General features: G+C 39.9%; 12 protein-coding genes. All 12 read left to right on the forward strand.

From position 1 onward, the window contains the following. The first annotated feature begins 184 nt into the window (after nt 1-184). A complete protein-coding gene (locus DW006_RS07530; RefSeq protein WP_117999727.1) occupies nt 185-1408 on the forward strand; it encodes an ATP-binding protein in 1224 nt (407 codons plus the stop codon). A 553-nt stretch (nt 1409-1961) separates the two neighbouring features. After that, nucleotides 1962-2729, forward strand: a complete 768-nt coding sequence (locus DW006_RS07535) for an ABC transporter ATP-binding protein (RefSeq protein WP_117999728.1) — start codon at nt 1962-1964, stop codon at nt 2727-2729. After that, a complete protein-coding gene (locus tag DW006_RS07540; protein WP_117999729.1) occupies nt 2719-4791 on the forward strand; it encodes an ABC transporter permease in 2073 nt (690 codons plus the stop codon). Before DW006_RS07535 ends, DW006_RS07540 begins: the two co-directional genes overlap by 11 nt. 19 nt (nt 4792-4810) lie before the next feature. Beyond that, nucleotides 4811-5488, forward strand: a complete 678-nt coding sequence (locus DW006_RS07545; RefSeq protein ID WP_055218786.1) for a response regulator transcription factor — start codon at nt 4811-4813, stop codon at nt 5486-5488. Further along, the gene (locus DW006_RS07550) at nt 5485-6510 is read left to right on the forward strand and encodes a sensor histidine kinase (RefSeq protein WP_117999730.1); all 1026 of its coding nucleotides are present in this window, start codon (nt 5485-5487) and stop codon (nt 6508-6510) included. Before DW006_RS07545 ends, DW006_RS07550 begins: the two co-directional genes overlap by 4 nt. Before the next feature lie 978 nt (nt 6511-7488). Continuing rightward, on the forward strand, nt 7489-8016 hold the full coding sequence (locus tag DW006_RS07565) for a replication initiator protein A (RefSeq protein ID WP_117603801.1): 528 nt from the start codon (nt 7489-7491) through the stop codon (nt 8014-8016). Then, entirely contained in the window at nt 8016-8831 is an 816-nt protein-coding gene (locus tag DW006_RS07570; RefSeq protein WP_117946846.1) for an ATP-binding protein, read from the forward strand. Before DW006_RS07565 ends, DW006_RS07570 begins: the two co-directional genes overlap by 1 nt. Then, nucleotides 8828-9037 carry an excisionase gene (locus DW006_RS07575; RefSeq protein WP_004844954.1) on the forward strand — a complete coding sequence of 70 codons (210 nt, stop codon included), beginning with the start codon at nt 8828-8830 and terminating at the stop codon, nt 9035-9037. The genes DW006_RS07570 and DW006_RS07575 overlap by 4 nt, the downstream gene beginning before the upstream one ends. 134 nt (nt 9038-9171) lie before the next feature. Further along, the gene (locus DW006_RS07580) at nt 9172-10371 is read left to right on the forward strand and encodes a site-specific integrase (protein ID WP_117603803.1); all 1200 of its coding nucleotides are present in this window, start codon (nt 9172-9174) and stop codon (nt 10369-10371) included. Between the two features lie 179 nt (nt 10372-10550). Next, nucleotides 10551-11009 carry a low molecular weight protein-tyrosine-phosphatase gene (locus tag DW006_RS07585; protein WP_117999829.1) on the forward strand — a complete coding sequence of 153 codons (459 nt, stop codon included), beginning with the start codon at nt 10551-10553 and terminating at the stop codon, nt 11007-11009. A gap of 8 nt (nt 11010-11017) precedes the next feature. Further along, entirely contained in the window at nt 11018-12043 is a 1026-nt protein-coding gene (locus DW006_RS07590) for an aldo/keto reductase (RefSeq protein WP_117999731.1), read from the forward strand. Between the two features lie 289 nt (nt 12044-12332). Further along, the gene (locus tag DW006_RS07595; RefSeq protein ID WP_243002596.1) at nt 12333-13931 is read left to right on the forward strand and encodes a Na+/H+ antiporter NhaC family protein; all 1599 of its coding nucleotides are present in this window, start codon (nt 12333-12335) and stop codon (nt 13929-13931) included. Nucleotides 13932-13999: the final 68 nt, after the last annotated feature.

Consider the following 13999-nt stretch of genomic DNA (forward strand, 5'->3'; position numbering starts at 1 on the left):
AATTATTGCCGATATTATTTAATAGTAATTATTTGGATTCATAATGAAAATGAACAGAATAAAACAAGTGCATTTTGTCTAAAATATATTTAAAATATAAATTGGCCGAGAAGTGCTTGTTATTTTATGATAATTCGGCTAAAATATATTCAGATTAGAAATTAGCCGAAAAGAGGTTTTGTATATGAGTTATATAAAAAGAAATCTGGAGAATGTGGTAAATCAGGTTACAAAGGAATACCCGGTGGTTCTTGTTACAGGACCTAGACAGGTGGGTAAGACTACAATGTTGCAGAAGTTAATGGAAGGAACAGAAAGGGGATATGTTACCCTGGATGATTTGAATGAAAGGGCTCTTGCTAAGTCTGACCCGGAATTATTCCTGCAATTGCACAAGCCTCCTGTATTAATTGATGAAGTTCAGTATGCGCCGGAATTATTTGCTTATATTAAAATGAATGTGGATAAAAATCATGAACCAGGGGCTTTTTGGTTGACTGGCTCACAGATATTTAAACTGATGGGAGGAGTACAGGAGTCACTGGCAGGCAGAGTGGCAGTGCTTTCTCTTACTTCTCTATCACAGGCAGAAATAGCAGGCGCTGATATGGAGCCATTTACCATAGAGATGGAAGCATTGGTTACAAGAAAGGCAGGCAGAACAGAAATTGATGCAAGAGGAATTTTCGAACGTATTTATAAAGGTTCCATGCCTGCTATTGTAAGTGGTGTGAACAGCAACAGCCAGATTTTTTACAGCAGTTATTTGTCTACTTATATTGAGCGTGACGTTAAAGAATTGTCGGATGCTATTGATTCACTTAAATTTCTTCGATTTATTACTGCGGTGGCTGCAAGATGTGGTCAAATGGTTAATATAGCAGAAATTGCAAGAGATGCGGATATTAATCAAACACAGGCAAAGAATTGGCTGGGGATTTTGGAAACTCTGGGAATTATTTTTTACTTACATCCGTATTCCAACAATCTGCTAAAGCGTCTTGTAAAAACTTCAAAGTTGTATTTTTACGATACGGGATTGGTTTGTTACTTGACAAAGTGGAGCAGTGCTGAAACATTAGAAAGCGGAGCTATGAATGGTGCAATTTTAGAAAATTACGTGGTTGCAGAAATTAGGAAAACGTACCTGAACTGTGGAAAGGAACCATATATGTATTATTACCGCGACAAGGATGCCAAAGAAATTGATATTGTATTGGAACATGATGGAATATTAAATCCAATTGAAATTAAGAAAACCTCAAATCCGGGAACAGAATTGACAAAGATATTTAGGTTGCTTGATAAGGCATCAACACCATGCTCTAAAGGAGCGGTTATTTGTATGAAGCCTGCACTTGGTGCAATTGATAGGGATAACTATATCATACCGGTCTGGATGATATAAGGAAATTCTGATAAACCAACGCAAAACTCGGTAAGACAGGGCATCTCAGAACAGGAGAAATTTAACAATGATAAAAATACTTTTTATCTGCCACGGCAGTGTTTAATGGATGCTGTGAAAGCCTAGGCTTTAAAGGATTTTTTGATGATTGACGAATAATTTACACCTTATTTATACCTTTGGAAGACCGGATCGGAATAATAGAGAAATAAAGAAATAGATAAATATAACAGGAAGCAATTTTGTCATATTGGAAATAATTAAAATTTGCTGAACCGTGTTGATTTTATTGATTGAGTATAATAAAAGTAAGAACAGAAACTTCCATGTTTGAAGCGGTTACCAGAATTGACAAAGAAATGCAAGTTAGCCAATCCGGTAGTCCAGCATATTTTTTCATTGTCACCCGACGTTTTTACAAAACATATACTTATTCCGCTTGATGCGTCATTCTTGTTCTGAAAACAGGAACAGAATCCTTACAGCGACTGTAAGTGTTATTTATTGTGCTTCTGTGCTATCATTTACCCAGAAATGGATAGGAGGCATTCACATGAAACCAATTTTGAATATTGAAAATCTTACCAAAGTCTATGGGACGTTGCCAAACCAGACGAGAGCACTGAACGGAATCACTTTTCAGGTCATGCCGGGAGAGTTTCTCGGTATTATGGGAAGCAGTGGTTCCGGCAAATCCACGCTTCTCAACTGTATTGCAACTGTGATTCAGCCTACAGGTGGAAGCATTCAGGTGGAGGGAGATACTCTGCAATCCCTCAAGGAAAAGGCTCTTGCCGAGTACCGTGGCAAAAAAGTTGGTTATCTATTCCAGAACTTTGAATTGCTGGACAACCTGACTGGCAGGGAAAATATCCTGCTCCCGACTTCCTTGCATGGGGTAGCCGAAACAGAAAGCAGCCAGCGGCTGAAGCAGTTGGCTGACTATCTGGAAATTTCTGATGTTCTGGATAAGTTTCCGTCCAAGATGTCCGGTGGCCAGCGTCAGCGTGTTGCGGCAGCAAGGGCTCTGATCTTACATCCCCAAATGATCCTTGCCGATGAACCGACGGGTGCGCTGGATTCTAAGAACGCAAGAAGTCTTATGGAGAAGCTGTCCGGCCTGAATCGTGACGAACAAGCTACGATCCTGATGGTAACCCATGATTCCAATGCCGCCAGCTTCTGTAAGCGCATCCTGTTCATCCAGGATGGCGTGATCTTTCATGAGCTTCGGCGTGGAGACGAAAGCCAGCAGGAGTTCTACGGGCACATCCTGAAGGTGATGGCGCAACTGGGAGGGGGCAGCGCAAATGTTCTCTAATCTCATTCTTCGGAACAGTCGCCGCAGCCGAAAGGAAAACGGTCTGTTTTTCAGCTCCCTGGTGATTTCTATTGTTGCATTTTACATGATTCTTTCCATCTCCACTCAAGATGTGATGCTCTTTTTGCAGAAAATGGAGAGTGACGCAGTTGACAAACTCCTGCTTCTGATTCCTGCGTTTTATGGGATGACCCTCGGTATTCTGTTCTTTTTGATCTATTTTGCCTGCAAGTATCAGTTCGAGCGCAGACGGCATGAGTTTGGTGTTTATCTAATGTTGGGGATGCGTAGAAGTAAACTGTTTGGTATGCTTCTGGCGGAAGATTTCCTGACCAGTATTCTTGCCATGCTCATAGGATTACCTGTGGCTGTGGTGCTTTCAGAAATTGTCAGTCTTGTCACCGCCAAGCTGGCAGGCATGGGGATCATCGGTCATCAGTTTTCTTTATCCTGGTTTGCGATTGAATGGACGCTGGCAGGATTTCTGGCAATTAAGCTGACGGCACTTCTGATTTTGAGTGGACGAATCAGCCGCCAGGAGATCGGTACTTTGCTATCCCAGCCAACGAACCGCCCCAAAAAGCAAATGCCATCTGTTATCTATGGACTGGCTGCTATATGCGGAAGTGTGATGTTGGCAGTGGCTTACTACATGGCGATTCAGGGAATTGCATGGACAAAGGTAAGTATGATGGGACTGACTTTGCTGTTGGGCATAGTTGGTACGATGCTGCTTTTCTATGGGATGCGTGCACTGATTGCTTTGATTGTTAAGAAAGGAAAAGGAAATAAGCAGCTTCATGTATTTACCTTCCGGCAGATTCAGGAGAATGTCATTCATCAGTCAAACTCCATGGCCATCAGCTCCCTGCTGATTCTGGCGGCGCTGTGTTGTTTTGGTGCGGGCGTAGGAATTGCAGGAACGAATAACCTGTCTTCTGGCCATGTAATCGACTATACTTTTGAAGATCATACTGCAGAAGATTCATCGCAGGTTCTTCCGAATATAAAGGCAGTCCTGAAAGAAAACAGTTTGGAAAATCAATTTTCAGAGCTTTTTGAAATGAGGGTTGGGCGTATTCGCACCACAGAAGATTATGATAATGCCTACAGCATGGACGCTGTTATGGACTCTCTTCGGAGCCTGCCCCAGTCGGAAGACCGGGATGTCCTTCTGAACAATCTTGGTTATGCCACATACCCATATTTGATTTGTTTATCGGACTATAATCGTTTGTTGGAATTGTCCGGCAATCCGGCTCTCCAATTAGGCGAAAAGGAGGCCGCTGTCTATATTGATACAGAGTTTACTACGGTAAGCCGTACCGCAATGCTGAACCAAGTATTGGCCGGGCATCCCAAGGTGGAACTGGATGGTAGTCCGATTCATCTTACAGGAGAGGTTCAGTCTGTGAATTTGGTCACGGACCGTTCTATAACCTTGTCCTTTGCATTGATTCTTCCGGATGAAGCATTTCTATATTATAGTCAGGGAATGTATGATACCTATGTCAATGCGGTGCTCAGTGAGCAAGCTCTGAATGGAAATAGCCTTATGACTGCATATTTGGATTTGAACGAGAAGCTGGACGAAACTGACATTGAATATGAAAGCTATCTTCAGAATATGGGTCGTCAGCTTTTCTACACCATAGCATCCAGTTATATTACCCTCTATCTTGCGATTGTTTTCCTGGTAGTTGCCAACACCATCGTGGGTGTTCAGTTCCTGATGAGTCAGCAGAAAACCGGGCGCAGATACCAGACTCTGATCCGCCTGGGAGCTACTTACGAAACCCTTTGCCAGTCTGCTGGAAAGCAAATTACCTGGTTTATGGGACTTCCTGTATTGGTTGCGGCTGTCAGCAGTTTGTTTGGAGTCAGGGCGTTATTTACAGGGATACTCTCGTCCCGAACCCGTGGGACAGTGGCTGAAATGATGTTTGTATCTGCTGCTATGATTTTGCTGCTTTGCGTGATAGAATATATTTATATGAGAGTGGTCAAGCGCTCCAGTGATCGGTATTTGCTGACACTGATGCAGCCACAGAGAGAAGAATAATTTGGAAGGAGGTGCTGCCGTGAAAAGAATTGCTGTTGTGGAAGATGAAGTCTATATGCGGGAAGAACTCTGCAATATGCTTCAAAAGGACGGGTATCTTGCGGAGGCAATCACCGAGTTGGAAGATGCCGCTCGGCTCCTGGCAGCCCTCCGTCCTGACCTTGTGATCTTAGACCTGAATTTGCCGGAGATCAGTGGCTTTCAAATCTGCCAGGAACTAAAGAATAAAACCGCTATCCCCGTCCTGATACTGACTTCCAGAGATCAGGTAAAGGATGAACTGCAAGCGTTCCACTTGGGTGCTGATGAATATTTGACGAAGCCGTGCAGAAAAGATCGACTTCTTGCCAGGGTATCCAATATCCTCAAAAGGTATGAAGGCCGTACCAATCTCATAGAGGGACCAGATTTCCTGTTAGACCAGCAGACCTACACGCTTTATATTCATAATACCTCTGTCGTGCTTCCAAAAAATCAGGGAAAACTGTTGGTTGCTCTTTTGTCCGGCGGCGATGCTCTGGTCACGACGGAGCAACTTTGCATAGCACTATGGGGAACCACGGAATACATAGACGAAAATGCCTTGCAGGTTAATCTGACCAGGCTGAAAAAGACGATGTCCGGTCTTGAGATGAAGCAGCGAATCGTTGCGGTTCGTGGGATGGGCTATCGTCTGGAAACGGGGGTGGCTCCATGAAGCGGCTTTGGCGCATGATAGAACGGTACTACCCCTGGCTGCTGTTGCTGTTGGGCGTGGATTGCTTTTGTGCTATCATTCTTTGGATTTCTGACATTCAGGCATTTCAAACCTTGAGTGGGTTAGTAGTTCTGACAAGCCTCCTTTTGTTTTCAGCAATTCTGTTTGTACTAAACAAGCGGGAGACCACCCGCCGAGAGCTGTTCCGGGATTTCCTCAGTGATCCTGCCATCTGCAACGAGGAACGGCTGCTCGGTGCCATCAGCCGGGAAGAAGGAGAATCTATCCGGCTTCTGGCATCAGTTTTACAGGAACACAAAACTGAGAGTAACAGTATGGCAGATGCCCTACAGGACTATGAAGAATATGTGGAGGGCTGGGCACATGAAGCGAAAACGCCCCTATCGTTGTTGACCATGCTCCTGGATAATCGGAGCAACGAAATGTCTCCTCCCCTGCAAGCAAAACTGGATTATGTCCGCAGTCAGCTTCAGGAGGATGTCACTCAGATGTTATACTATGCCCGGTTAAAGAGCAGTACAAAGGATTATCAGTTTAAGGATATCAATTTGAATGACTGCTTGGGGGAAGTTCTGGAGGACTATGCCCCACTTCTGGAAGAAAAGCAGTTTGTAATTATCAATAAACTGCAATCTGAAACAGTCTATACAGACCGTAGAGGGCTTCAGTTTATGTTGGGACAGATCGTGAGCAATGCCATAAAATATAGCAGCGATAGTCCCATGCTAACAATCTCTATGATACATTCGGAGATCGCAGATGTCCTTTCAGTTGAGGATAATGGCATCGGTGTAAAAAAATATGATCTGCCGTATATTTTTCAAAAGGGCTTTACCGGGGATTCTACTGACAGCAGAAAGAAAGCTACCGGTATAGGGCTTTACCTGGTTAAGAAGATGGCTGACGATCTAAACCTTCGTCTGGAAGCTGCTTCCCCGTGGGAAAAGGGCTTTAAGATAGTCATCTTCTTTCCAAAATTGAAATCCAACGGAGGAAAATAATATAAGCAAAAAACGGGGCTGTAAAATAAGTCTCTGCTAAAGAAACGCTAGTTCCGACAAATGCTGGTTCTGGCGTTTCTTTACATTAATATATGTTTTTTGAAAATCGTCACTGTTTTATGTAAAAAGGGTACACTTAATAAGCTTGGATAGATTTCTTCTGTACGTCCATATTTTTTATATCTTACATGTTGTTTTCGTTTGAAAAGAAATTTACGTCCATTAGGGCATATAGGATTTCCGTTCTCATCTCTTATATAGTTTACAGCACGATAAGGATTCGTGTGATGTTTTTTATCTGCCGTTTCTTTTTTGTACATGGTAAATATCATTAAATTTTTCCATTAAAGGTACAAAGCATTCCATGCCTTGTCTTCCATAAAATCAATTCTACGTTAAAAACATACCGTCTAGACAGCTATTTTTTAAGCTATCATTTGAAAGACATATATAATATATAGGCTCAAATGGTGAAAGTGCCCATTTGGGCCTATTATTGTATGAATTCATACGTTACAACCAGAGCAAGATCCACCCGTGTATTACAGTATTGTCATTTTGACAATATTGTATTACTTACGAGTGGCAGACTTGATGGGGATTACGTCCCCATACCCACGTGAAAATATAATTGCAGGCAATTACATTTTAGCAGATACGCAAGCGTTTCTGAGTAAGCATCATAGACAACAAAATAAGAAAATTTTGATAAGGCATTCACCTGGATAGGTGAGTGTTTTTTTATTTTCAAATATTTAATTAACAGAAAAAATAAAAAAGTTTTCTTCAGGGGGCTGTAAAAATGCCTCTCAGCGTTTCGTATTAATGAAAGGGTATTTTTTGCAGGAAAAATAAAAAATTTTCATCAAGAGCCTGTATTTATGCCCTTCATCTTTTGAATATGTGTAAGGACATTTTTTGAGCCGGCATAAAAATGATTTTTACAACAATTAGAAACAGAAACGAGGTGAGAAAAGAATGAAATATGAATACATGAAGGAGTCAGAGCAGATGCTTCAATACTTCCAGTTTCCGAAGTTTTTGCTAAAACTGCGAATTTCTCAAACTGCAAAATATCTTTATATGATTTTGTACGACCGGGCGCGGATATCAAGAAAGAATAGCTGGATAGACAAGTATGGAAATGTTTATCTGATATTTCCAATAGATGAATTGTCTGTTCAAATCGGCAAATGCAAATCTTCTATAAAAACAGCATTGAAGGAATTAGATGATGAGGGATTATTGGTTCGCAGATCCGGTGGATTTTCAAAACCCAATCATTTATATGTAAAAATACCATCTGATGAGATTGGGCTACAGCCGGTTGAGAATAAGGCGGTTGAAAAGATGGCTTTGATGGAGTCGGAAAAGCAACCATCATCTGGTCGTAAAAATGGCTGTACAGGAGTCGGAAATGTGGCACCTAGTAAAGTAACTGAGAAATATAAAAGTAATAAATATTATGAAGTAAATTATTGCTATGGGAAAGGAGAGAGTTTGTGATGAGAGAAGAAGATACCGTATGTGTAGGTAGTGATGGTTTGCGATACTGCAAAGTCTGTGGGGAAGCGAAAGAAGCATTTTTCCCAGAGGGTGGCTTTATGGGGATGAAGAAACATTCCAGGCAATGTGCCTGTGACAGAAAAGCGTATGAAGAAGAACAAAAATATTTTAAAGAGAAAGAACACCGGGAATTAGTCAGTAGAAATACGAGCATCTGTTTTGACGAGAGCAGGATGGAAGAGTGGACATTTGAGAATGCAGATATGTCAGATGCAGTAATGCATAAGGCAAAAAGCTATGTTGATAACTGGGAGGAAATGAAAAGAAATCATATAGGCTGTTTGTTCTGGGGACCGGTTGGTACCGGGAAAAGTTATATTGCCGGGTGTATTGCCAATGAACTTCTTAAGCGGGAAGTAACGGTAAAGATGACAAATTTCAATACCATTATTGATAATATATTTCCACTGGCAGACAAAACGGAATATATCAATGCATTGGCTTCTTACCAGCTTTTGATTATTGATGATCTTGGAGTGGAACGAAATTCAGAATATGCGTTAGGAATTATTTTTAGTGTCATAGACCGCAGGATCCGTTCGGGACGACCTTTGATCATCACAACGAATCTTCCGCTGAAAGAAATAAAAAGCGAGACCATGTTGGATAAAAGGCGTATCTATGACCGTATTTTAGAAATGTGTACACCCGTGTATGTTGGAGGCACAAGCAAACGAGAAGCGATTGCAAGTATGAAAATGGAGAAAGCGAAAACGCTGTTGAACACAAACAGAGGGAAGGAGGAATGCGAATGAATCATACAGAAAAAACAATACCTGTTTGGAAGAAATATTCTTTAAATGTTTCCGAAGCAGCAGAATATTACGGAATTGGAGAAAAGAGATTGAGACAAATCGCAGGTGAAAATGAAGGAGCAGATTTTATTTTGGAAGTTGGTTCGCATATCCGGTTCAAAAGAAAATTATTTGAAGATTATCTGGACACAGCCAGTACAGTTTAAGTGACAGAATAGAAGAAATAGTAATGAAAATAATGTTCATTTTATCTTAGCGAAGAGAAGGTCTTGTGGTATAATGAATAAACCGAGACGGTCTTCCAAGTTAAATGAGCATTTAATGAAGGAGACGAAATATTATGAGTGAAAAAAGGAGAGATCATAGAGGACGTATATTACACAATGGAGAAATACAGTTATCTGATGGCAGATATAGATTTAAGTATGTCGATGAGATGGGAAAGGAGCGCTGCGTATATAGCTGGCGCTTAGACCATAACGATGCAACTCCGAAAGGAAAGCACCGGGCTTTATCGCTTCGGGAGATGGAGAAGAAAATCCAGGCAGATCATTTTGAACAGATTGCAACAAATGGCGGAAATATGACGGTACTGGAACTGGTTGAAAAATATACATCAACAAAAACCGGTGTCAGACCTACTACAGTTGCAGGATACGGAACAGTTATCAATTTATTGAAGAAAGATCCATTTGGAAAAAGAAGGATTGATACGGTTCGGATTTCGGATGCAAAATGTTGGCTGATACATCTTCAGCAGGTAGAAAAGAAAAGCTATAGTTCCATCCATTCAATCCGAGGAGTTCTTCGTCCGGCATTTCAGTTGGCAGTGGATGATGACCTGATCAGGAAAAATCCATTTCAGTTTCAGCTAATGGAAGTGGTTGTGAATGACAGTGTGACAAGAGAGGCAATCAGCAGGGCTGAGGAACGAAAGTTCCTACGGTTTGTGAAGGAAGACCCTCATTTTTGCAGGTATTATGAAGGAATTTACATATTATTTAAAACAGGCCTTCGCATCTCGGAATTTTGTGGTTTGACGATTTCTGATATTGATTTCAAGGAGCATACGATCAACATCGATCATCAATTGCAGAAAAAATCAAAAATCGGATATTATATTCAAGAGACTAAAACAACCAGCGGAACAAGAAAGATACCTATGACTGCAGATGTAGAGGAATGTTTTCGGAAAATTATAGAAAAACGAAACCCGCCCAAAGCAGAACCTATGGTAGATGGAAAAAGTGGATTCTTATACTTTGATAAAAATGAAAGTATCTGTTATTCCCTGCACTGGGAGCATTATTTTCAACACATCATTCAGAAGTATAATAATACTTACAAAGTACAGATGCCTGTCATCACCCCTCATGTATGTCGGCATACCTATTGCTCAAATATGGCAAAATCCGGAATGAATCCAAAAGCATTGCAATATTTGATGGGCCACTCAGACATCAGCGTAACGCTGAATACATATACGCACGTAAATCTTGAGGATGCCAGGGAAGAAGTTGCCCGGATTCAGGTTGTGTAATTACGATTTTTAATTGAAAATAGCAAGGTGTAAAATGGAAAAACATACACCTTATTTTACACCTTTTGCGGACGATATTATGAGAAAATAAACCAGGTTATGCCAGAAAAGAAAAATTCACAAAGGCTTACAAAGCCCGAAAAACCAAGAAAAACTAAGAAATGCGAGGTTATGCAACAATGATAAAAATACTATTCATTTGCCACGGCAATATCTGTCGCTCAACTATGGCGCAATACGTGCTTCAGCACATGGTAGAGCAGGCGTGCATGGCACAACAATTTTATATAGATTCGGCAGCAACCAGTTACGAGGAAATTGGCAATGGTGTACATTCAGGTACACGAAGAAAGCTTGCACAGGTAGGTATTTACTGCGGTAATCATAAGGCAAGACATTTAGAAAAGTCAGACTATGACCAATTCGATTATATTATCGGCATGGACAGTGCCAATATGAAAAATATTGCACGTATAGTCGGAAGTGATTACAAAGGAAAAGTCTACAAACTTTTACAATTTGCCGGAGAGTCAGGAGATATTGCAGATCCATGGTATACAGGCAATTTTGACGTAACATATGAAGATGTGGAAAAAGGTTGCAGAGGTTTTCTGAGATTTTTAAACGAAAGAAGGTAAACTAGTATATGAAACAAGTTACATTAGGAAAAACAAATATCACTACACCCCAAAATGGATTTGGAGCATTGCCAATACAGCGAGTGGATATGAATACAGCAGTTGATATTTTGCATAGAGCCTACGAAGGAGGCATGACTTTTTTTGATACGGCAAGGGCATACAGTGATAGCGAGGAAAAACTTGGAGTCGCATTTAATGGAATGAGAGAAAAAATCTTTATTGCATCAAAGACCATGGCAAAAAATCCTGAAGATTTCTGGATTCAATTAGATACTACATTAACTAATTTAAAAACAGATTACTTGGATATATATCAGCTTCATTGTGTTCCACAGTGCTATGAACCGGGAGATGGTACTGGAATGTATGAGTGCCTAAAAAGTGCAAAACAGCAGGGAATAGTTAAACATATTGGTGTGACAGCACATAACATTGAAACAGCTTTTAAATGTGTTAATTCAGGATTATATGAAACAATGCAATTTCCATTTAGTTATCTTTGTTCAGCCAGAGAGATTGAACTTGTGAATTTGTGCAAAGAAAAAAATGTTGGTTTCATAGCAATGAAAGGACTTGCAGGTGGTTTGATTCACAATTCAAATGCGGCAATGGCATATATTTCTCAGTACGATAATGTTCTTCCAATTTGGGGAATACAGAAAATGGAAGAGCTTGAGCAATGGCTTCAATTTATGGACAGGGATCCGGTGTTAGACCAGGAGACAAGAAATTTTATTGCAAAAGAAAGAACTGAATTAGTGGGAGAATTTTGCAGGGGGTGTGGTTATTGCATGCCTTGCCCACAGGGAATTTTAATAAACAATTGTGCAAGAATGTCTTTAATGTTACGACGAGCACCATCTAAGGCATGGCTTACAAAAGAGATGCAGGCTGAAATGGCAAAAATAGAAAACTGTATTAATTGTGGCAAATGTAAAAGAAAATGTCCTTATGAATTAGACACACCGGAACTTCTTAGAAAGAATCTGGAAGATTACAAGAATGTTTTAGCCGGCAAAGTACAAGTATAAGTAATGCATATAATTCAAGTTGATATATCGTTTATAACAGAAATGTTAAATAGAAAATTAATACATAAAAATAGTATGTATCAATGATTGTAAAATTAAGTTAAAGGAAAATCACATGTAATAATTAAACAAAGTATACATAAATTCCTTTTTAACAATTTTCTTATTAATAAAAAAGTGATAATATAAAAAGGCAAAGGTAAAAAATAGAAAACGGAGGAGAAAGTTAAAGCTAATTTAACTAAAAAACATTATGGAAAGAAGAAAAGGTTTAACAGCTAGAAGGCTTATGGCACTTTTTTGTGTTTCAGCACTTTTAGTGGTTGTTTGTGCCACAGTTGTTTTAGGCGCAGACAAGGCAAAGTATTCCCCTGTAGTTTTTTCTACAGGTTGGGCGTTATTACCACCGGTTGTAGCTATTGCACTGGCGTTAATAACTAAAGAAGTTTACAGTTCATTGTTTATAGGTATTGTTGTTGGTGCCGTTCTTTATGGCAGTGGCAATGTTGAAAGAACAATACTCCATGCTTTCGGAGATGACAATGGCGGCTTTGTAAGTGTTTTAACAGATTCATACAACGTAGGTATTTTAATATTCCTTGTTATTTTGGGAACTATTGTCGCTATGATGAATAAGGCCGGCGGTTCGGCAGCATTTGGAAAATGGGCAAGCGAGCATATTAAAACAAAAGTAGGTGCACAGCTTGCAACTATTTTATTGGGTGTTTTGATTTTTATTGATGATTATTTTAACTGTCTTACAGTTGGTAGTGTAATGCGTCCGGTAACTGACAAGCATAACGTATCACGTGCAAAACTTGCATATTTAATAGATGCAACAGCAGCACCGGTTTGTATTATTGCACCGGTATCTTCATGGGCGGCAGCAGTAAGTGGTTTTGTAAAAGGGGAGGACGGCTTAACTTTATTTGTAAGAGCCATTCCTTATAACTTTTATGCAATTTTAACTATAGTAATGATGGTGACGATGGTTCTTTTAAAAGTTGAATTTGGCCCAATGGCAAAACATGAGAAGAACGCTGACAACGGTGACTTATTTTCAATGGGCGATAGAACACAGAACATTCAGGAAGATGAGCAGGGTAGCTCGAAAGGTAAAGTAATCGACCTTGTTATTCCGATTTTATGTCTTGTGGTTTGTTGTGTAATTGGAATGATTTACACAGGTGGATTTTTCAAAGGAAAAGACTTTATTACAGCATTTTCAAACAGTGATGCATCAGTAGGACTTGCAATAGGAAGCTTCTTCGGACTTGTAATTACAATTGTTTTGTATGTTATTAGAAGAGTTCTTCCGTTTAAAAACTGCATGGATTGTTTAGTTGATGGATTTAGGGCAATGGTTCCTGCTATTTTAATTTTAACAATGGCATGGACTTTAAAATCAATGACAGATTCTCTTGGAGCAAAAGAGTTTGTTGCAATGTCAATGAAATCTGTTGCAGGAGATTTTATTTCATTATTGCCTGCTGTTATTTTCTTAGTTGCATGTTTCCTTGCGTTTGCAACAGGAACTTCATGGGGAACATTCGGAATCCTTATTCCTATTGTAGTTGCAGTATTTGAGGGCAGCAATTATGAGTTAATGATTATTTCAATTTCAGCCTGCATGGCAGGTGCTGTTTGCGGTGACCATTGTTCACCAATTTCAGATACAACCATTATGGCTTCGGCGGGTGCAGAGTGTGACCATGTAAATCACGTATCCACTCAGTTACCTTATGCTATTGTGGCGGCAGCAGTTTCATTTTTCTCATTTATAATTGCAGGCTTTGTCCGCAATGCATGGATTGTGCTACCGATTGCAATTCTTATGATGATTGTGGTAATTGCTTTAATTAACATTGTTCAAGAAGATAAAGAATAGTATAAAATTGGAGTAAAAGCCAAGTATAAGCTTTCAAAATAAAAACATAAATTTTAAAAAATCTGTAT

Source organism: Eubacterium sp. AF36-5BH (assembly GCF_003460505.1).
In the GTDB taxonomy this organism is placed as follows: Bacteria; Bacillota; Clostridia; order Lachnospirales; family Lachnospiraceae; genus Eubacterium_G.

Coding starts and splice junctions, on each gene's coding strand:
- DW006_RS07530 (WP_117999727.1), top strand. CDS start 185: ATGAGTTATATAAAAAGAAATCTGGAGAATGTGGTAAATCAGGTTACA.
- DW006_RS07535 (WP_117999728.1), top strand. CDS start 1,962: ATGAAACCAATTTTGAATATTGAAAATCTTACCAAAGTCTATGGGACG.
- DW006_RS07540 (WP_117999729.1), top strand. CDS start 2,719: ATGTTCTCTAATCTCATTCTTCGGAACAGTCGCCGCAGCCGAAAGGAA.
- DW006_RS07550 (WP_117999730.1), top strand. CDS start 5,485: ATGAAGCGGCTTTGGCGCATGATAGAACGGTACTACCCCTGGCTGCTG.
- DW006_RS07565 (WP_117603801.1), top strand. CDS start 7,489: ATGAAATATGAATACATGAAGGAGTCAGAGCAGATGCTTCAATACTTC.
- DW006_RS07570 (WP_117946846.1), top strand. CDS start 8,016: ATGAGAGAAGAAGATACCGTATGTGTAGGTAGTGATGGTTTGCGATAC.
- DW006_RS07575 (WP_004844954.1), top strand. CDS start 8,828: ATGAATCATACAGAAAAAACAATACCTGTTTGGAAGAAATATTCTTTA.
- DW006_RS07580 (WP_117603803.1), top strand. CDS start 9,172: ATGAGTGAAAAAAGGAGAGATCATAGAGGACGTATATTACACAATGGA.
- DW006_RS07585 (WP_117999829.1), top strand. CDS start 10,551: ATGATAAAAATACTATTCATTTGCCACGGCAATATCTGTCGCTCAACT.
- DW006_RS07590 (WP_117999731.1), top strand. CDS start 11,018: ATGAAACAAGTTACATTAGGAAAAACAAATATCACTACACCCCAAAAT.
- DW006_RS07595 (WP_243002596.1), top strand. CDS start 12,333: ATGGCACTTTTTTGTGTTTCAGCACTTTTAGTGGTTGTTTGTGCCACA.